This window comes from Trinickia sp. (assembly GCF_057351765.1).
Genome location: NZ_JBMRBK010000072.1, coordinates 50,857 through 68,961 on the forward strand (window position 1 = coordinate 50,857; position 18,105 = coordinate 68,961).

Sequence of the window (18,105 nt, forward strand, 5' to 3'; positions counted from 1 at the left end):
ACCTTCTGCAAAAAACGCGGACGTCCGCGGGCGACATCGACGCACTCAATCAGGCCCAACGTGTCGGTGCTTGCGCTGATGCCGCCAGGAAAGAAGGGTCCCGCAAAGCCCGCCGTCACGCCGGTCGGGTTGTGGAACCCGTTCGTAACCATCTCTTGAACTCCAGATATGCAACGATGAAGCGGTGCCGGTAGGGATGGGAGTGGGCGAAATGTCCTCTGCTGAGGACCGCACGACGGTAGATGTGAATCGTGCGGCACACCCACTCGGCGGCCTGCGGCAACCCGTCGCGTTCGACGAGAAACTCAATGCGTGCTTGCTCGCTCATTCTCGCCTCTCGATTGCCCTCCGGGCCTCACTTGCAATGTTGCTCTTGCCGACCGGCCCCGGGTGCCCTATTGATCGTGCGGAAGATAAAGAGTCACAAGCACTGAGGCGTTTTCCACGGCCTCGAGCCAATGTGATTCCCCGCCCAGAAGAAATAGCATATCCCCGTTGCGCATCAGTTGCGCTCCCGCGCCGGTGCCGAATTTGACAACTCCTTCCAGACACTGCACGGTTATTTCCCCTGGCGCCCGGTGCTCGGGAATGTGCTTGCCTGCCGGAAGCACAAGCCGAACGACCTCCAGGTGGTCCGACCGCATGAGGGTGATCGATTTCGAATCCCGCAGTGCATCACCAAGTGGTCGAACGTCGATCAGTTCCCCCTGTGTCGCCCGTGGCATTGCCATAACAGCCTCCCAACGTTAGATTGCGGCACTCAGATCGTCCGGCGCGCAAGCATGGTTCGGATCTCCCCGATCGCCTTTGCCGGATTCAGGCCTTTGGGGCAGACGTCCGTGCAGTTCAGTATCGTCCGACACCGGAAGAGGCGGTACGGATCGTCAAGATTGTCAAGCCGCTCACCCGTGCCCTCATCGCGGGAATCGACCAGAAAGCGATAGGCTTGCAGGAGCCCGGCGGGACCAACATATTTATCGGGATTCCACCAGTACGAGGGGCACGCACTGGAACAGCACGCGCACAGGATGCACTCGTAGAGACCATCGAGCTGATCGCGTTCCTCCGGCGCCTGGCGCCTTTCCCGCTCGGGTGGCGGAGTGTCGTTGATCAGGTAAGGCTTGATCGAATGGTACTGTTTGAAGAACGCGGTCATGTCCACGATCAGGTCGCGAACGACCGGCAATCCCGGCAGCGGACGCAGAACGGTGTGGCGGGGGATGTCGTTAAGGTTGGTTATGCAGGCGAGCCCATTCTTGCGGTTGATGTTCATCGCATCTGAGCCGCACACCCCTTCGCGACACGAACGCCGAAAGCTTAGCGTCTCGTCCTGTGCCTTGAGTCGGACAAGTACGTCGAGCAACATCCGGTCATTTGGAGTTACCTCTATCTCGTACGTTTGCATGTACGGCTTGGGATCCCGGTCTGGATCGTAGCGGAAAATCTCAAAGGTTCTCGTTTCACTCACGATGTTCCTCCTCTGTGGAACCGATCGTCCAGCGTATGTTGTTCGCTACCTCGAGCCGCGTCTCTCCATCGCCGCTCAATCGTATCCCGGACAGAGATTCGATCGACGACATATCAAATTCGTTGCGCCCCCTGATCGGATGCTGCGATGGCCGGAGATCGAGCCCTTGCCACCAGAATCATGTCACGATGTGATTGAGGGGGCGACTTTTGCCCGCGCTGCAGTAGTGACATCTCTCACATCGTGACACACCTGTTCTTGCATTGGCAAGGAGCACACGGCGATCAACGAACGCATCGGAAAAAATGCGCCGAACCGGTATGCGCGTCGTCACGACAGCAAAAACGGACGTGCTAGCGTTGAGCTATTTGGACGTCATACCCGGCATCGACGAAAGCAACGAGGAATTCCTCGGCGAAGAGCCAGGAGTCTACGTCCACCATGTTCGCTCGCACGTCGGCAGCGACGTTCGCATCGGGATCGACCGAAAGGATCGCGTCCGTGATTCTCGGTACATCGCCGTCGTTGAGCGTTTCCAGTACCTTAAATTTCATCGCCCCTCCTTTTTTGAAATAGCGTGAATGCGAAGTGCCATCGAGGTGAACGCGCCGCGTATGGAGATCCTTGTGGTGATCCGCCCCGGCGACGAACGCGAAACCGCACAGACGAAGCAGTTGAACACGACACGATGACCGGCGATGATTGGCAGCGCTATCCGCACGGTGGCAACTAATGGTGCCGGAGCTTTCGCATCAAATAGTCGCGGAGGACAACTGCCTGATTGTGCTCGGCGTCTCGCGCGCCATACAGAAGCGTCACGGGCTTTTTCGTCGCGGCGTCCAGTATCGGCTGCCAGCTTGCTCGATTGTCATCCAGTTCGTGTTCATAGCGTCGCCTGAATTCGCACCAGCGCTCGGGGTCGTGCCCGAACCAATCGCGAAGTTCATTGCTCGGCGCTACCTCCTTGAGCCAGCCGTCGAGGCTCAGCGATTCCTTCTTGACGCCTCGCGGCCAAAGCCGGTCGACCAGGAAATGGAGATGCCTGTCATCGCCTGCGTGCTCATAGACGCGTTGAATATCAATTGCGTGTTTCATGATCGCGACACTCCGTGTTGGTTTCTCCCAAAAGAACGTGATAGTCAGTGCCGGCCCAGCGTCGTGACTCAGGGAAATAGAAACTGAAATCCACGATTGAGTGACCGGCAACGTCTGCGCTATCGAAGCGGACGCTGTGCAGAGAAAATGCCCCTTTCTCCGAAGCCCTGTCAGCCACCTCATGCCATCCATCGAACCCATAGTGCAGTTGGAAGGGCTCCGGGTTCTCGATGAGCAACGCTCGGCCTGCGGGCAGCGCATCGAACGGCTGCGCCTGCCTCCAATGCCAGGTCGCCGCCTCGGGCCGACGGGAGTGGTAGCGCCGTTCGACGCTCGCAAGCAGTTCAATCGGGCGCCCTTGATGCCGCGCAATCAGCAACTTGAGAAATTCGGCATGTGCCCATACGAGCGGCATGGCGCTGCCGGTCGGCTTCCCGGGCTCGAGGCCCCGCTCGGGTATCGGATCGGCGTCCCACACCTGTTCAGGAATGAGGCCACCGGCTCCGGTCATGCATGTCATCATCTCAAGATAGGGCAAGGGATCGATTCCCAGCATCAGATCGAGATGGGCTCGTTCGCCCGTCAGCAGGGGCCACAAACGTCCAACGCCTGTGCCGTCGAACGGGGCACCGTTTTCGTGTTCGCCGTAACCATCGCCGTTGTAGCGCCGATAAGCCATGCCGTGCGGTGTGTGGACACCGAGCAAGCTGTCGATGACTTTTACCGTGTTCTGGATATATCGATCGCGTGCATCCCGCAATCCGAGACGAGCCAGATAGAGGCATTCCATACCGATGAGCGCGACGGCAGGCGCACTCTCTCCCTCGCGATTTTTAATGTCGATTCGTCCGCGCAATCCGCCCTTGAGTAGCGGCGGAGCGATTCGAACGTAATAGCCGTCAATGCCGAAGGCTTGGGAAAACGTACCGTTCTCGGCATAGGTCCAATCTTCCAGCCGTTCATTCCAATAGTCGGCGAGTGAGAGGGCATAGCTGCTCTCGGCAGCAGGCAAATGTTCGGCCGCGCAGACCAGGGCTGCAATCTCGATACCAAGTGTGAATGGCGAAATACCGGCGTTTTCTTCCCAGCGGTCCTGCGGGCTGCCAGGGCCATTGCGCGCAAGATAACCGACGGCGCGCACGATCATCTCGGCTACCCGTGGCAAACGATCCATCGCATCCGCTTCGGCGAGCTTGGCTGCAAGCAGCACCGGAAAGCCCACTTCATCGAGCTGTACACCGGTCCAGAACGGCCGTCCATCCGGATAGCTGTTCTGACTCCAACTCCCATTCTCTCGCTGCGTCGCAATCAGGTAGCCAAGCGTGCGTCGCGCATCCTCGACACAACCGATCGAGAGAAGTGCGAAAGCGGCTTCAACAGCGTCGCGGGTCCATACCAGGTGATACCCGCCCGTGCTATCGCTCGAATTGCCCCATGGAATGCTCAAGCTGGCGATCAGCGCGCCCGGATATGTCCGCCCCTCATGGGCTTTCAGTACCATCGCGGAAAGACATGCCTCATGTCGAACCGGTCGCGGCGCTTCCGGAATGACTATTTCGGTGGCCCATGCTTGCCAAGCCGTGGCGCATGAACGCTGCGCGGAATCGAAGCCCTCGGAAAGGCTCGATCGCGCGAGCGTGCGGGCGCCTTCCGGCGTCTCGGCGAAGCTGAGCGCAAGCACCCCCATAGAGGCGCCCAATTCCCCGATCAGGGCAACGTTTCCGTCGAGCGCCTCCGCGAAGGTCCAGGCCATGCAAGCATGGCGGGCGAAGTCTTGCCAGCCGTCGGAATACCCGACATACCCAGCGCTCACCCTCGAGAAACCGCAGTCGGCGGCAAGATGAAGCGCGCAGGCGTCTTTCCAAGCCACCAGACCCTCTGCCGCGTGAGCATTATTATTGAGACCGCTGCCGCCCAGATGAGGCGCAAGCAGGGCATAGAGCTTGACGTCGTTTCCAGTGAGCTGGAACGCGACGAGCATCACATCACGAATCGGGTCCGGCGACAAATTGAGCTCAAGGCGATACCCGTCACCTTCGTGCACGATTTGCGGCAGAGGAATGAAAGGACTCGGGAGCAAGAGCCGGTACTGCCCGACGCGCTTCAGTTCGTGCCAGCCGTTCGGACCGGCGACGATGAAACCCAGATCACGTACCTGAGGCTCACCGGCCGATGGCCAGTAGACCTCGTTGAGAATGCCATGGCCGATGGACGCCCAGACACGGCTACGACCCAGCGCGGTCGTCACGAGGTCCTTCGCGCTCGAGGTCCAGGTGGGTGCGATGCCTGGCCAGCCAGGCGCGGCACCCGAAACATCCACTGCCTGCGTGTTCATGTCGAAGTCGAGGAGGAAAGCTTTACACCGTGAGCGACGGCTCCATGTCACCATCAAGCGGCGCGATCGCGCGACGCTCGCAGTTCGTCCAGCACGCCGCTATCGATGAGCTTCACGGCATATTCCAAAGCGTCGCGTCGGGCCTCGCCCTCGGACAACCAACGTTCACTAGCTTGGCACGGCACGTGACGCTGTAGCGGCTTCACCGGATTCCCTATCGTCGAGAGAAAACTCACGGCGTTCATCTGTGTCGCAGGGACCGGCGGTTCTCAATTTACCCTGATGGAATCAGGGAACGTTGAGCCACATCAAGATATTGAGAATATGTCACAATGTGATATATAGAGCGCTGATATGGGTTTCGGCGCAAGCGCAGGTCAATGCGGATATACGGCGACGCGTGTCCGTCAATCTGTCAAGAGTCTTCTAAATGTTGCTGCGTCAGGAAAACGCCTGCGACCACGACGTCGATCGCCAACTCGCCTGCATACTGGCTGCGATTGCGGGTGCGCTGAATACCGCGGCCTTCCACGCCGTCGGTTTTTTCTCGGCCAACATGACCGGAAACGTGTCGTCACTCTCGGATCACGCCGCGCTCGGACAATGGTGGGTCAGCACCTTCTATCTGGCCATCGTCGTCATGTTCGTTTTCGGCGGCACCACATCGACTCTGCTGATCAACGCAGGACGCCGGCGCACCATCCGCAGCATCTACGCGATCACTATCCTTACAGAAGCGACTCTCATCACAGTGCTCGGTCTGGCCGAATGGTCGATCCCGTCGATCGAACGAGGACCCGTGCTGCGTAGCCGTTTCTGCTGCTCCTCTGGCTCGTTCTCGGCAATCACATCCCCGCCGAACGACAACCACTTCGAGAAGCCATTGTACGACCCGATCTTGTTCGTGTTTGCGGTAACCTCCTGCCGCAGTTCGAGGCTGCCGATCCACTCAAGCAGGAATACCGTGCGAACGACGTTGCCGAGCTCGCGGGCGGCCAAGTACAGCCGGTTCTTGCGGCTTTCGGAGCCGAGCCGACGCAGCAGCAGCGGCGACGAGATGGCGGGCCGCCTGGGTCGGGCCGAGATTGCAGCCCATCGCGAAAATGGTCAGCAGGTAGCGCTCGGCGGCCTTGCGAATCTGCGGATCGCTTCCGGACAACGGCCCGAAGTGCCGCGTGAAATGGGTCCAGTGTTCGATGTAACGGGTGATGTTCAACGGCCGGCTCCGCCGAGCACTGCGCAGATGATCGCTTCGGGCGCATCCTCCTGGACGAGATGCCCGGCACCCGGCACCTTGATCAGCATGCCGTGCGCGATCCGGTCCGCGAGCGCCTGCCCCTGTTCGAGCGGAATCCAGGCGTCGCTCTCACCCCAGACGATACGGACCGGGAAATCCGGCGGCGCATAGCGCGCCTCGGCCTCGGCGACATAGCGCTGGTCCATCTGAGCGATCTGCCGATAGAAGGCGGCCTGGCCGGACGCCGTCAGCCACGGCGACCGATGGATTGCCAACGCTTCCTCGCTCATCGGGCGTGCAACCGCATTGCTGATATATGCCGAGACGAGGGCGCGATGCGCATAGGGCGGCAGCCCGGTGAATGCGGCTTGGTACTGCGCCACGTGCTGCACGAACGGGGAACCTTGCGGCGTGATCCCGACAGGGTTCACGAGCGTCAGCTCGGCGTAGTCGATGCCATCGAGGAAATGCGCGCGCAGCACTGTCGCGCCGCCATAATCGTGTGCGAGCACCTTGGGGCGCTCGATGCCCCATTCGCGCAGCATCGCGCCAAACAGCCTGTTCTGCATGCCCAGCGACACGTCCGCGTCCGGCATGTCGGATTGGCCGTACCCGAGCAGATCGTAGAAGAAAACGCGGTGCCTCAGCGCGAGCCACGGCGCGATCCGGCGCCATACCTGCGACGAGAACGGCGTGCCATGTACGAGCACGAGGGGCGGGCCGTCGCCCAGCCTGCCCCACGCGATCCGATGGCCTTCGAAGTTGAAGCGGTTGGTGAGTTCGAGCATCGTTGCACCTTTAGATAACCTGTTATAAGCGTATAATAGGTTACTCGTCGCCGGGTACAGGCGCAACCGTCAAATCGAAATTAATGGTTACTTCGAGTCAACATTCGCCTCAAGGGCATCGATGGAGCGACGCCGACCTGGTCGGTGGTCACCCTGCGTTGGATTTTCTCAATACGGTGGCCGACAAGGGTAAGACGCGCATGGAAGAGAAGCTCGTGCAATGGCACGACGTGCATACTTGGGCTGCCGCTGCGGGACTACTCGCGCCGGCTGACCTGACGCGTTTCCGTCAGCAGCCGGAATGGGAGGGCGCGGACGCGTTGACAGCGCTCCATCGTTTCCGTGAAGACGCGTACGCGGCGATCGTCCATGTGACGAGCGGGGTTGGCGATCGGCGAGCCTTGGACGGGCTTGCCGCGGCGATCCGGGACGCGATCGGTCGCAGCACGTTCACGACTTTCGACGGCCGATTCGTATGGCGGCCCGACGTGCAGACGGCATGGCGCTGGATCGATTCGGTTGCGCTCGCTTTCGAGCACCTGATGCGCAGCGAAGACTCGGGCCGGGTACGCCAGTGTGGCCGCTGCACCTGGTTCTTCGTCGATCGTGGCCGCGGCGCCGGGCGGCGTTGGTGCGATATGCGGACCTGCGGCAATCGCGCGAAGGCCGAGGCGTTCCGCGAGCGGTGAAGCCGGGCGGGTTTCACTGGTCGGACGGCACGGGAATACGCGGAGAAAACTTCACCTCGCGCAACGCGAGGCTCGACTGGATGGAAGAGATGCCCATCTGGTGCCTTAACACCCGCTCGACGAACTCGCCGTACGAATCGAGATCGGTCGCGACCACCTGAAGCAGATAGTCCGCGGTTCCCGTGATTTTGTGGCAGGCGAGCACCTCTGCCCGGTTCTTGATGACGGCCTCGAAGTTGTCCGCCGCCTTGTCGGAATGCATGTTGAACGTCACGAGCACGAATGCGAAGACGTCCATGCCGAGCGAACGCCGATCGACGTTCGCCTGATACCCGGTGATAACCCCTTCGTCCTCCAGGCGCTTCCGGCGCCGCCAGCACGGCGTCACGCTCAGCGAAAGCTTTTCCCCGAGCGTCGCGTTGGACAGCGCGCCATCCTCTTGCAGCAGGCGAATCATCGCCTTGTCGACGGCGTCGAGTTCAACCGCTGGACGTTTTTTGCTCATTCAGACACCTTCATAGACAGTTTGTACAAATTCTAGCCAACCATAAGGACGGAAAGCAAAGTTTTTACCGCTTCCCCCCAATAGACTGTTTACGTACGCCCAACGCAACAGTCCACCATGCTCACCATCTACAGCACCGATCATCACCTGCATCACGGCGTCGAACTGAAGGACGGAGCCATCTCGAGTTCGTTCGAAAAGCCGCTTCGCGCAGAAACGGTCCTCGCGCGCGTCAAGGGCAGCGGTCTCGGAGACGTCATCTCGCCCAAGCCCTTCGACGCGAGCCGCTATGCCGCCGCGCATAGTCCGCGCTACGTCGAGTTTCTCGAGCATGCATGGGACGACTGGCAGGCGACTGGCCGGACGTGTCAGGCGCTGCCGCTCGTCTGGCCGGTGCGTGCCATGCCGTCGGGCACGGCGCTTCCCTCGTTCATCGACGGCAAGCTCGGTTTCTTTTCCATGGACGCGGGCGCGCCAATCAGCGGCGGCACGTGGGCCGCCGTCAGCGGAAGCGCAAACTCAGCGCTGACCGGGGCGGAAGTGCTATCCACTGGCGCGCGCGCGGCATTCGCGCTGTGCCGCCCGCCCGGCCACCATGCCGGTCGCGAATACATGGGCGGCTACTGCTACCTGAACAACGCCGCCATTGCCGCCCAGCACGCGATCGAATGCGGCGCACGACGCGCCGCCGTGATCGACGTCGATTTTCACCATGGCAATGGAACGCAGGACATCTTCTATGACCGCTCCGACGTGCTGTTCGTGTCGATCCACGGAGAACCGTCGGTGTCATACCCATACTTTTCCGGTTATGGCCATGAGCGAGGCGTCGGCACTGGCGAAGGTTTCAATCTGAATCTGCCGCTGCCGCAGGGCACGCTCTGGAGCGGATACGAGGAGGCCCTGAGCCACGCGTGCGCGGCGATCGCAACGCACGAACCCGACGTACTTGTCGTCTCTCTGGGCGTCGATACGTTCGAGCACGACCCGATCAGCCATTTCCGGTTGCGCACACAGGACTATCTGCGCATCGGCGAAGCGCTGGCGCGTTTGGGAGTCCCGACGCTCTTCGTGATGGAGGGCGGATATATGGTCGACGAAATCGGCATCAATGCCGTCAATGTGCTGCTCGGCTTTGAAGGCCGGATCTGACCGCATCCCCGAAAAATCCTTTCGCGGCCGACAGGCTGTGATAACCGACCTGGCTATATCGACTTTTCCAGTCAGCCATAACGAAACGCACCATCAGGAGAACAGGAGATGATTCGAAATCAAACGAAATGGATTGCAGCAGCCATCGCAATGGCCTGCGCGCTTTCCGCTCGCGCGGACGAAATCGTCCGCATCGGCCATGTAGCACCGTTGACGGGACCGATTGCGCATCTCGGCAAGGACAGTGAAAACGGCGCACGGCTCGCCGTCGAAGAAATCAACGCGAGAGGGCTGATCGTCGCGGGCGAAAAGGTGGTCCTGCAACTCGATCCGCAAGACGATGCGGGAGATCCACGCACTGCGACCCAGGTTGCGCAACGACTGGTCGACGACAAGATCGTCGGGGTCGTGGGGCACCTGAACTCCGGCACATCCATTCCCGCTTCGCGCATCTACAAGGACGCGGGTATCGTGCAAATTTCGCAAGCGGCGACCAATCCCGCGTACACCCAGCAAGGTTTCAACACGACGTACCGCGTCGTCGCCACCGACGCGCAGCAGGGCCCCGCTCTCGCGGCCTATGCCGCGAAGAACATGGGAATCAAAACGGTCGCGATAGTGGACGATTCGACCGCATACGGCCAAGGCCTCGCCACCGAGTTCGAGGATGCGGCGAAACGACTTGGACTGAAAGTCGTGTCGCGCGACGCAACGAACGACAAAGCCATCGATTTCCGCGCCATTCTCACCAAGATAAAGGGCGAGAATCCGGACGCAATCATGTACGGCGGCATGGATGCGACCGGTGGGCCGCTTGCAAAACAGGCGCGACAGCTTGGACTGCGTGCAAAGATCCTCGGCGGCGACGGCGTGTGCTCCACGGACCTCTCGAAACTCGCGGGCGCCGCCGCGGACAATGTGGTGTGCTCGGAAGCGGGTATCGCGCTCGAGAAGATGCCGGGTGGTGCGTCGTTCGCGAAAAAGTACGAGGCGCGTTTCCACCAGCCTCTTCAGGTCTATGCGCCGTTCTCCTACGATGCCGTTTTCATTGTCGTAGACGCAATGAAGCGCGCTGGCTCGACCTCGCCCGCCAAGATCCTGGCTGCGATGCCCGCAACAGACTTTCATGGCGTGATCGGCGAAACCAGCTTCACGCCGCAGGGTGATGTGAAGCATGGCGCGATCTCGATCTTTTCGTATAGGGGCGAGAAAAAGATCTTGCTCGACATAGTCAGGATGTAACGGCCAGTTCCGCAGGAATGTTCCACTCCTGAGTCGGGAACTGCGCCCGTCGACGCGACGGGCGACGACGCCGAAATCGCAGTGGTTCGAAAGTTATATCGTTTGTATCAAGGAAATTCCAATGACCCGCTTCATAGATGTTCCCACCATGTCCCGCCTCGTTGCGACCGTCGGCGTCTCGAAGTTTATCGGGGAACTCGCCAACGCCATTCGCGATGATTTCGTGAACTGGCCGGAATTCGATAAATCGGCGCGCGTCGCCAATCACTCCGATATCGGTGTGATCGAGCTGATGCCAGTATCCAACGCCCGGCGCTACGCCTTCAAATATGTTAACGGCCATCCGAAGAACACCCAGCGAGGCCTGTACACGGTCATGGCGTTCGGTGTCCTGGCGGACGTCGACACTGGGTACCCGATTCTCCTGTCGGAGCTTACGGTGGCCACCGCGCTGCGAACGTGCGCCACGTCCCTCATGGCGGCACGCGCGCTGGCCCGGCCCGGCGCACGCCGCATGGCGCTCATCGGAAACGGCGCCCAGAGCGAATTCCAGGCGCTCGCCTTCCATAGCCATCTCGGCATCGACGAGATCGTTGCGTACGACGTCGATCCGCATGCGACGGAAAAGCTGATCCGCAACCTTGCGGCATATCCGTCGCTCAAGATCGTCCGCGCGAGCTCTACCGCGGAGGCGGTTCGCGGTGCGGACATCGTGACGACCGTGACGGCAGACAAAACATACGCCACCATTCTGACCCCCGACATGATCGTACCCGGCATGCACATCAACGCGGTGGGCGGCGACTGTCCGGGGAAAACGGAATTGCACGCCGACGTGCTGCGCGCAGGACGGGTGTTCGTCGAGTACGAGCCGCAAACTCGCATTGAGGGCGATATTCAGCAGATGCCCGCCGACTTCCTGGTGACCGATCTGTGGCGCGTTCTGACGGGGAGTGCAACCGGCCGTGAGAATGCCGATCAGATCACGATCTTCGATTCGGTCGGTTTTGCGCTCGAGGACTATTCGACACTGCGCTACGTCCATGCGCAGGCTGAAGCGCTCGACCTCGGCATTGGCGTGGAACTTGTCCCATGGGGTGAACATGATGACGACAATGACCCGAAGGATCTGTTCCGCTACACACGGACCGGCAGGTCGCGACAGGCAGTTCGCCGAATCGCGTGATAGCTTTCAGGCGTTGCCGTCTGCGTGAGAAGAAAACGCAGGGTTTCGCGAATCCGGACTCGATCGCCGTCGCATCAATCACGGAACGTCTTGGCGGTTTCTTCGGCGGCGTGCCGCAAATCCGGTTCGAAGGCTAGCAAATCCTGTAGCGTGAGCCGCCCGACCGGCGCCTGCACCGCGATGGCGGCGCAGGCGCGGTGACGGTCGAGCATGACAGGCACTGCGATGGCGATCAGCCCCTGAAGGTGTTCCTGGTCGTTGACGGCCAACCGGCGCCGGCGCGTCAACGCAAGCTCCTTGCGCAGCACGTCGCGGCTCGTGATCGTGCGCTCGGAATAGGGCCGTAGCGGTAGGGTGTCGATCACGCGTTCGCGCCGATCCTTCGGCAAAAAACTGATCAGGAGCTTGCCGCTGGCGGAACAATGCAGCGGCACGTGCGACCCCGGCTGCAAATGCATGCGCAACGGCCACTCCGTTTCCACGCGGTCGATATAGACGACGTCGTTGCCCGACAGCATCGTCAAGTTGCATGTCTCGCCGATCTTCGCCACGAGCTGCTCGAGCAATACATGGCGCGCGGCTGCCGGGCCGGCATGCATGAGCACGTTTACAGCCAGCATGCGCACGCGCGGCGAACACTCGTAGCGTTTGTCGCCCGCACCGCGCGTGACGAGCCACGCATCGGTCAACTGCACGAGGATGCGGTGCATCGTCTGTTTCGGCAGGTCGAGCGTGGTTGCAAGATCCATCATCGATAAGGGGCGGCCAGCCGCCGCCAACGTTTCGAGCACACGAAACGCTCGCACCGCCGCCGCATTCGACTGATTCGATCCCGACATGCTCTCTCCCCATCAGGCATCAGGCGCGCTCGCCGCGCCGCCTTCATTGTGTATCGGATCGCGCGGTTTTCGGGACTGGGGGAAGTCCCGAAATTCGCGTTTTTTCCTCCGCGAGCGGGCGCAGTCGACGAATGGTCAGGAAACGGGACTCGTGCGCTCTCGCCGCCGCTTAGATTGGCTGTACCGCCAATCTTTATCGCAATGGGAGCGTGTATGAATGTGAGGGCTACAACGGCCGAAACGGCAAGCTCGCCGGCTGCGGACGACGTGAGGAGCGAGGTGGGTGCGCTCGTCGCCCGCGCACGCGAGGCGCAGCGCGTCTTCGAACACGCTGGCCAAACGGCGCTCGATACGGCTGCGGCCGCGGCGGCCTGGGCGATCATGGAGCCGGGCCGCAATCGCCGCCTCGCCGAGCTCGCGGTGCGCGACACCGGCCTCGGCAACGTCGAGGACAAAGTTCAAAAGAACTTCCGCAAGACGCTGGGGCTGCTGCGCGATTTGCACGGCAAGCCCACTTGCGGCGTGATCGCACGCGACGCCGAGCGCGGTATCGTCGAGATCGCACGGGCGGTCGGTGTCGTGGCTGCGGTGACGCCATCCACCAACCCTGCGGCCACGCCCGCGAACAAGATCGTCAACGCGCTCAAATGCGGCAACGCGGTGATCGTATCGCCATCGCCCAAGGGGTATACGTCGTGCGCGCTGCTCGTCGAGTTCATTCATCAGCAGTTTGACAAAGCCGGGCTCGACCGGGCGCTCGTGCAACTGCTACCGGCCCCCGTCAGCAAAGCGGCCAGCGCCGAGTTGATGGCCCGAGCGGACCTCGTCGTCGCGACGGGCTCGCAAGCGAACGTACGCATGGCCTACGCGAGCGGGACGCCGGCTTTCGGCGTTGGAGCGGGCAATGTCGCGTCGATCGTGGAACGCTCGGCCGTTCTCGACGACGCGGCGCGCAAGATCGCGCTGTCCAAGACGTTCGACAACGCGACGAGCTGCTCTTCCGAAAACAGCGTCGTGATCGAGGATGCGATCTATGACGCGATGCTCGGTGCGTTGCAACGATGCGGGGGCGTATTGCTCGATGCGGCACAAAAAGCCCAGCTGCAAGCGGCGATGTGGCGCGACGGAAAGCTCTCGGAACATTGCACCGCAAAGCCGGCGGCGCGTATCGCGCAAACGGCCGGGCTGGACGAGATCGCGGCGCGCGAGCCGGCGTTTTTGATGGTCGAGGAAAGCGGCTTCGGGGTCGAGCACCCGTTTTCGGGCGAAAAGCTCGCGCCTGTGCTCGCGCTCTATCGTGCGAGCGATTTCGAGGCGGCGGCAAACATCGTGCGCGAGCTCTACGCCTATATGGGCGCGGGCCACTCCGTGGGCTTGCATACCGCGCACCTCGATTACGCAGTCCAATTGGGCGAGCGCTTGCCGGTTGCGCGCGTGATCGTCAATCAAGCGCATTGCCTCGCAACGGGCGGCAACTTCAACAACGGGCTGCCCTTTTCGCTGTCGATGGGATGCGGCACCTGGGGGCGCAACAATTTTTCGGGCAACCTCGATTACCGCTATTACCTGAACGTGACGCGGGTGGCTTATCCGATCGAGGAGCGCGTGCCCGAAGTCGACACGCTGCTCGGCGAATACTTCAGGAGCGTCGGCCGATGAAAACGCCTACGACGCTGCGCGCCTTGATCGATATGCGCGCGATGCAATCTCCAGACGAGCCGTTTCTGTTGACCGCCTCCGCAAACGATGACGCGCGTACCGATGAGGCAACGGCGATCACCTTCTCCGTGTTGCGTGCGCAGTGCCGTACGCTCGAGGCACGCTTTCGGGCGGCTGGACTGCGGCGGGGCGACGTCGTATCCGTGTTCATGGGCAACGGCATGCAGACGGCTACGCTGCTGCTCGGGGCGATGTATAGCGGGCTCGTCGTTCATCCTCTGAACCTGCTGTGTCAGGCTTCGCAGTTGCGCTATATCGTCGAGCACTCGAATACCCGGATGATTTTCGTTTGCGACGAGACGGCCGAGGCGATCGCGGGCGCATGCTCGGCGCTTTCTGAGCAAGCGCCTACGCGAAACATTACGCTCGTCCGTACGGCGCCCGATGCGCTCGAATTGCCGGCGCTGGCGGCGCGTCGTCTCGCGCTGGCCGAAACCGCGGCGGCGGGCGCCGAGGAAGAACCCGTGGACGAAGATCCCGTGCAAGCTTGCGTCGAGCCGAACGACATCGCGTTGTTGATGTACACGTCCGGCACGACCGGCGCGCCCAAAGGCGTGTTGCTGAGCCACGGCAATCTCCTGGCCAATGCCCGCAACATCAGCGCCGAGCACCGGCTCGGCATGGGCGACCGCGTGCTCGCATCGTTGCCGCTTTATCACATCAATGGCCTCGTCGTGACGCTGCTCGCGCCGCTTTACCACGGTGGCTCGGTCGTGATGACACCGCGTTTTTCGGCGCGCACGTTCTGGCACGACGTTTCGCGCTCGCGCTGCACCTGGATCAACCTCGTGCCGACGATCGTCGCGTATTTGCTGAGCGGGGAACAACCGGAAGGGTGCGACCTCTCGGCGCTCAGGTTCTGCCGCACGGCGTCGGCGGCGCTTCCCGCCGACCATCATCGCGCGTTCGAGGCGCGCTTTGGCATCGGCATCATCGAAACGATGGGGATGACCGAAACGGCCGCGCCGGTCTTCAGCAACCCGTATGAGCCGGCACTGCGGCGCATCGGCAGCATCGGACTGCCCTCGGGAGCGCAGGCGAAGGTGATCGATCGAGAGGGCCGCGAATGCGCGCCATACGAGGCCGGTGAAATCGTGCTGCGCGGCGAGCAAATCATGCAGGGCTACTACAAGCGGCCGGATGAAACCGCCAAGGCCTTCACAGCGGACGGCTGGCTGCGTACGGGCGATCTCGGGTACCGCGACGACGACGGCTATTTCTACATCAACGGCCGCGCGAAGGAACTGATCATCAAAGGCGGCGAGAACATCGCGCCGCGCGAAATCGACGAAGCGCTACTGCGCCACCCGGGCGTGTTCGACGCGGCCGCGGTGGGCGTGCCCGATCCGGCTTACGGGCAGGAGATCGTCGCGTTCGTGGTCGCGCGCGAGGCGCATTGGAACGGCGCGCCCGACGCCGAGGAGTTGCGCGCGCACTGCCTGCGGGAACTGGGACGGTACAAGACGCCGAAGGAATTCCATTTCGTCAGCGAACTGCCGCGCGGCCCGTCCGGCAAGGTGCAGCGCCTGAAGCTCGTCGTGCCGCCGCCCGACTGACGGGGCACCCGGCGCGGGTTGCGAACGCGCAGGGGCGGCCCGATAGCGGCGGCCCGACAGCGGCGCCGGCAGCGCTCGCGCCCGGCCCGACAAAGACACCGAATTTCCCAAGAAAGACACGGTAGGAGACATCGACATGAAACAACGTGCGCAGCGCGTGAAGACGCGCCACATCATTTTGGCGGTCATGTGCCTCATGTACTTCATCTCGTACATCGACCGCGTGAACATCGCGGTTGCAGGGCCGCTGATCCGCCACGAGATGGGCCTGACCACCGTGCAGCTCGGCCTCGTTTTCTCGGCATTCGCTTATCCGTACGCGGCAATGCAGATCATCGGCGGATGCTTGTCGGACAAATTTGGCCCGAAAGTCGTCCTCACCTTGCTCTCGCTGATTTGGGGCGCGGCCACGCTGGCGACGGGATTCGCCGGCAGTGTCGCGACGCTCGTCGTGCTTCGCTTCCTGCTCGGGATCGGCGAAGGAGGGGCATTCCCCTCTGCGACGCGCGCCTTCACTTACTGGATGCCCGTGCGCGAGCGCGGCTTCGCTCAAGGCATCACGCACAGCTTCGCGCGGCTGGGCGGGGCCGTGACGCCGCCGCTCGTGCTCGCCGTCGTCGTCGCGGGAGGCTGGCGCGATGCGTTCATCTTGCTGGGCGTCGCGAGCCTCGCTTGGACCGTGCTCTATTTGTTCGTATTCACGAACACGCCCGAGCAGAATCGTCGCATCACGCAGGAGGAAACGGCGGAGATCGGCTACCGAAGCGGCGATTGCGAGCGAGCCAAGCGTGCGCCTACGCCGTGGCGCAAGCTGATCCGGCGTATGTGGCTCGTCACGTTCGTCGACTTTTGTTATGGCTGGCTGTTGTGGGTCTATTTGACGTGGCTGCCGTCGTACCTGAAGGAATCGCGCGGCTTCGATCTGAAGCATCTCGCGCTCTTCACGGCGTTGCCGCTGCTCGCCGGGGTGGTGGGCGACACCTTGGGCGGCGTAGTGTCGGATCGCATCTACAAAAGCACGGGGCGGCTGCGCCTTGCGCGTTGCTCCGTGCTCGTCGTGGGCATGGGCGGTTCGCTCGCATTTCTCTTGCCGATGATTTCGGTCGCCGATCCGTTGACGGCGGTGTGGCTACTCACCGGCTCGTTCTTCTTTCTGGAAATCACGAATCCGGTGCTGTGGACGCTGCCGCTCGACATCGCCGGCAAGTATGCCGGGACTGCGGGCGGGATGATGAACACGGGGTTCGGCATCGCGGGAATGATTTCTCCCGTTGCGTTCGGGTATCTGATCGAACACACCGGCAGCTACAACGCGCCGTTCATGGTCTCGGCCGGTTTGCTCGCATTGGGTCTGGTCGCCGCCTTGTTCATCGACACGGCGCGTACCGTGGAAGCCGACGAGGAACGCGAGCGTGAGGAGGGGCCGGCAGCGCGCCGCGCATTCGCCTTTCTCGACGCCGCGCCGTCCGTGCGGCTCGAACGCCATTCGCTGCGCCGGCCGCTGCGGTGGTGGCGCTGAGTGGGCGCGGACCCGTCACACGCCGGCGGCGGCGGCCGGTTCGAGCTGCGAGACCGCTTGCATCGCGCGGTCTTCGAGGATCATGTCGGCTGCCTTCTCGGCGATCATGATGACCGGCGCGTTGGTATTGCCCGACACGAGCTCCGGCATGATCGACGCATCGACGACGCGCAAGCGGGCGACTCCGCGCACGCGCAGGCGCTCGTCCACGACGGCGAGCGCGTCGTTGCCCATCTTGCAGGTGCACGCGGGATGGTAGATGGACTGACTGAATTCTCGGGCGGCATCGAGCACTTCGGCATCGCTGCGGTACTGTGCGCCGGGGGTAAATTCGGAGACGATTTGCGGCGCGAGCGATGGTGCGGAAGCGATGCGGCGCGCGACTTTGATCCCGCCGACGACGACCGGGTGATCGCGTTCGTCGGACAAGTAGTTGGCGTGGATCAGCGGATAGCGCAGCGGATCGGGCGAGACGATCTCGATATGGCCGCGGCTGAACGGCCGCAGTTGGCACACCGACGCCGTAAAGGCGGAGAACCGATGCGCGCCTTGTCCGGGCTTATCGGCGCTGAGCGGCTGCATGTGAAATTGGATGTCGGGCCGATCGACGTCGGGGCGCGAGCGCGTGAAGATGGCGACCTGGCTCGCGGCAAGCGTCAGCGGGCCGGTGCGCCACAGCGCGTACTGCATGCCGATCCACGCTTTGCGCAGCGGGTGATTGACTTCGTCGTTGAGCGTGCGCTCGCGCGTGCGGTACACGAGCCGAACTTGCAGA

Annotated in this window: 18 protein-coding genes and 2 pseudogenes; 8 read left to right on the forward strand and 12 right to left on the reverse strand. The window is 62.2% G+C overall.

Annotated features, from left to right (window positions below):
* Positions 1–115 precede the first annotated feature (115 nt).
* The 6 genes from ACO1XS_RS19985 to ACO1XS_RS20010 form a co-directional block, all read right to left on the reverse strand.
* A complete protein-coding gene (locus tag ACO1XS_RS19985) occupies positions 116–328 on the reverse strand; it encodes a hypothetical protein (RefSeq protein ID WP_486391502.1) in 213 nt (70 codons plus the stop codon).
* A gap of 67 nt (positions 329–395) precedes the next feature.
* Positions 396–731, reverse strand: coding sequence for a cupin domain-containing protein (locus ACO1XS_RS19990; RefSeq protein WP_486391503.1), 336 nt, complete (start codon positions 729–731; stop codon positions 396–398).
* 29 nt (positions 732–760) lie between these two features.
* Positions 761–1,468, reverse strand: a complete 708-nt coding sequence (locus tag ACO1XS_RS19995) for a succinate dehydrogenase iron-sulfur subunit (RefSeq protein WP_486391504.1) — start codon at positions 1,466–1,468, stop codon at positions 761–763.
* A 353-nt stretch (positions 1,469–1,821) separates the two neighbouring features.
* The gene (locus tag ACO1XS_RS20000) at positions 1,822–2,022 is read right to left on the reverse strand and encodes a copper chaperone (RefSeq protein ID WP_486391505.1); all 201 of its coding nucleotides are present in this window, start codon (positions 2,020–2,022) and stop codon (positions 1,822–1,824) included.
* A gap of 175 nt (positions 2,023–2,197) precedes the next feature.
* Positions 2,198–2,563 carry a DUF488 domain-containing protein gene (locus ACO1XS_RS20005; RefSeq protein WP_486391506.1) on the reverse strand — a complete coding sequence of 122 codons (366 nt, stop codon included), beginning with the start codon at positions 2,561–2,563 and terminating at the stop codon, positions 2,198–2,200.
* A complete protein-coding gene (locus ACO1XS_RS20010) occupies positions 2,547–4,952 on the reverse strand; it encodes a glycoside hydrolase family 15 protein (RefSeq protein WP_486391507.1) in 2,406 nt (801 codons plus the stop codon). The genes ACO1XS_RS20005 and ACO1XS_RS20010 overlap by 17 nt, the downstream gene beginning before the upstream one ends.
* A gap of 376 nt (positions 4,953–5,328) precedes the next feature.
* Between ACO1XS_RS20010 and ACO1XS_RS20015 the strand changes: the two are divergent.
* A pseudogene (locus ACO1XS_RS20015) lies at positions 5,329–5,658 on the forward strand (YoaK family protein); the annotation flags it as partial.
* A 44-nt stretch (positions 5,659–5,702) separates the two neighbouring features.
* Here ACO1XS_RS20015 and ACO1XS_RS20020 read toward each other — a convergent pair.
* The 3 genes and pseudogenes from ACO1XS_RS20020 to ACO1XS_RS20030 form a co-directional block, all read right to left on the reverse strand.
* Positions 5,703–5,957: pseudogene (locus ACO1XS_RS20020) on the reverse strand (Tn3 family transposase); the annotation flags it as partial.
* The gene (locus ACO1XS_RS20025; RefSeq protein ID WP_486391508.1) at positions 5,848–6,114 is read right to left on the reverse strand and encodes a Tn3 family transposase; all 267 of its coding nucleotides are present in this window, start codon (positions 6,112–6,114) and stop codon (positions 5,848–5,850) included. The pseudogene ACO1XS_RS20020 and the gene ACO1XS_RS20025, both read right to left, overlap by 110 nt.
* Positions 6,111–6,923: an alpha/beta fold hydrolase gene (locus tag ACO1XS_RS20030; protein WP_486391509.1), complete on the reverse strand. Its 813-nt coding sequence runs from the start codon at positions 6,921–6,923 to the stop codon at positions 6,111–6,113. The genes ACO1XS_RS20025 and ACO1XS_RS20030 overlap by 4 nt, the downstream gene beginning before the upstream one ends.
* Before the next feature lie 83 nt (positions 6,924–7,006).
* On the opposite strand from ACO1XS_RS20030, the gene ACO1XS_RS20035 reads away from it, so the two are divergent.
* The gene (locus ACO1XS_RS20035) at positions 7,007–7,612 is read left to right on the forward strand and encodes a CGNR zinc finger domain-containing protein (protein WP_486391510.1); all 606 of its coding nucleotides are present in this window, start codon (positions 7,007–7,009) and stop codon (positions 7,610–7,612) included.
* Between the two features lie 13 nt (positions 7,613–7,625).
* Here ACO1XS_RS20035 and ACO1XS_RS20040 read toward each other — a convergent pair whose 3' ends face one another.
* On the reverse strand, positions 7,626–8,117 hold the full coding sequence (locus ACO1XS_RS20040; RefSeq protein ID WP_331567816.1) for an Lrp/AsnC family transcriptional regulator: 492 nt from the start codon (positions 8,115–8,117) through the stop codon (positions 7,626–7,628).
* 117 nt (positions 8,118–8,234) lie between these two features.
* Here ACO1XS_RS20040 and ACO1XS_RS20045 point away from each other — a divergent pair, with 117 nt between their 5' ends.
* The 3 genes from ACO1XS_RS20045 (at position 8,235) to ACO1XS_RS20055 (ending at position 11,697) form a co-directional block, all read left to right on the forward strand.
* A complete protein-coding gene (locus ACO1XS_RS20045) occupies positions 8,235–9,269 on the forward strand; it encodes a histone deacetylase family protein (protein WP_486391511.1) in 1,035 nt (344 codons plus the stop codon).
* 108 nt (positions 9,270–9,377) lie between these two features.
* Positions 9,378–10,511, forward strand: coding sequence for a branched-chain amino acid ABC transporter substrate-binding protein (locus ACO1XS_RS20050; RefSeq protein ID WP_486391512.1), 1,134 nt, complete (start codon positions 9,378–9,380; stop codon positions 10,509–10,511).
* A 121-nt stretch (positions 10,512–10,632) separates the two neighbouring features.
* Complete coding sequence (locus ACO1XS_RS20055) at positions 10,633–11,697, forward strand: ornithine cyclodeaminase (RefSeq protein ID WP_486391513.1); 1,065 nt, start codon at positions 10,633–10,635, stop codon at positions 11,695–11,697.
* A 74-nt stretch (positions 11,698–11,771) separates the two neighbouring features.
* Here ACO1XS_RS20055 and ACO1XS_RS20060 read toward each other — a convergent pair whose 3' ends face one another.
* Positions 11,772–12,536 (reverse strand): IclR family transcriptional regulator, encoded by a 765-nt coding sequence (locus ACO1XS_RS20060; protein ID WP_331567808.1) that lies wholly within the window; start codon positions 12,534–12,536, stop codon positions 11,772–11,774.
* 213 nt (positions 12,537–12,749) lie between these two features.
* On the opposite strand from ACO1XS_RS20060, the gene sauS reads away from it, so the two are divergent.
* From sauS to ACO1XS_RS20075, 3 genes are all read left to right on the forward strand, one after another.
* Positions 12,750–14,195 carry an acylating sulfoacetaldehyde dehydrogenase gene (gene sauS / locus ACO1XS_RS20065; RefSeq protein ID WP_486391514.1) on the forward strand — a complete coding sequence of 482 codons (1,446 nt, stop codon included), beginning with the start codon at positions 12,750–12,752 and terminating at the stop codon, positions 14,193–14,195.
* Complete coding sequence (locus ACO1XS_RS20070) at positions 14,192–15,811, forward strand: AMP-binding protein (RefSeq protein WP_486391515.1); 1,620 nt, start codon at positions 14,192–14,194, stop codon at positions 15,809–15,811. The genes sauS and ACO1XS_RS20070 overlap by 4 nt, the downstream gene beginning before the upstream one ends.
* Before the next feature lie 136 nt (positions 15,812–15,947).
* On the forward strand, positions 15,948–17,330 hold the full coding sequence (locus ACO1XS_RS20075) for an MFS transporter (RefSeq protein WP_486391516.1): 1,383 nt from the start codon (positions 15,948–15,950) through the stop codon (positions 17,328–17,330).
* Positions 17,331–17,345: 15 nt separating this feature from the next.
* On the opposite strand, the gene ACO1XS_RS20080 is transcribed toward ACO1XS_RS20075, so the two are convergent.
* Positions 17,346–18,105, reverse strand: a 760-nt coding sequence (locus ACO1XS_RS20080) for a GMC family oxidoreductase (protein WP_486391517.1), incomplete at its 5' end; no start/stop codon positions are given.

Bases quoted from the DNA above. Each gene is read 5' to 3' on its own strand.
- ACO1XS_RS20070 (WP_486391515.1), top strand. From the start codon at position 14,192: ATGAAAACGCCTACGACGCTGCGCGCCTTGATCGATATGCGCGCGATG.
- ACO1XS_RS20050 (WP_486391512.1), top strand. From the start codon at position 9,378: ATGATTCGAAATCAAACGAAATGGATTGCAGCAGCCATCGCAATGGCC.
- ACO1XS_RS20000 (WP_486391505.1), bottom strand. From the start codon at position 2,022: ATGAAATTTAAGGTACTGGAAACGCTCAACGACGGCGATGTACCGAGA.
- ACO1XS_RS19990 (WP_486391503.1), bottom strand. From the start codon at position 731: ATGGCAATGCCACGGGCGACACAGGGGGAACTGATCGACGTTCGACCA.
- ACO1XS_RS19985 (WP_486391502.1), bottom strand. From the start codon at position 328: ATGAGCGAGCAAGCACGCATTGAGTTTCTCGTCGAACGCGACGGGTTG.
- sauS (WP_486391514.1), top strand. From the start codon at position 12,750: ATGAATGTGAGGGCTACAACGGCCGAAACGGCAAGCTCGCCGGCTGCG.
- ACO1XS_RS20010 (WP_486391507.1), bottom strand. From the start codon at position 4,952: ATGGTGACATGGAGCCGTCGCTCACGGTGTAAAGCTTTCCTCCTCGAC.
- ACO1XS_RS20035 (WP_486391510.1), top strand. From the start codon at position 7,007: ATGGTTACTTCGAGTCAACATTCGCCTCAAGGGCATCGATGGAGCGAC.
- ACO1XS_RS20040 (WP_331567816.1), bottom strand. From the start codon at position 8,117: ATGAGCAAAAAACGTCCAGCGGTTGAACTCGACGCCGTCGACAAGGCG.
- ACO1XS_RS20055 (WP_486391513.1), top strand. From the start codon at position 10,633: ATGACCCGCTTCATAGATGTTCCCACCATGTCCCGCCTCGTTGCGACC.
- ACO1XS_RS20030 (WP_486391509.1), bottom strand. From the start codon at position 6,923: ATGCTCGAACTCACCAACCGCTTCAACTTCGAAGGCCATCGGATCGCG.
- ACO1XS_RS20060 (WP_331567808.1), bottom strand. From the start codon at position 12,536: ATGTCGGGATCGAATCAGTCGAATGCGGCGGCGGTGCGAGCGTTTCGT.
- ACO1XS_RS20045 (WP_486391511.1), top strand. From the start codon at position 8,235: ATGCTCACCATCTACAGCACCGATCATCACCTGCATCACGGCGTCGAA.
- ACO1XS_RS20005 (WP_486391506.1), bottom strand. From the start codon at position 2,563: ATGAAACACGCAATTGATATTCAACGCGTCTATGAGCACGCAGGCGAT.
- ACO1XS_RS20075 (WP_486391516.1), top strand. From the start codon at position 15,948: ATGAAACAACGTGCGCAGCGCGTGAAGACGCGCCACATCATTTTGGCG.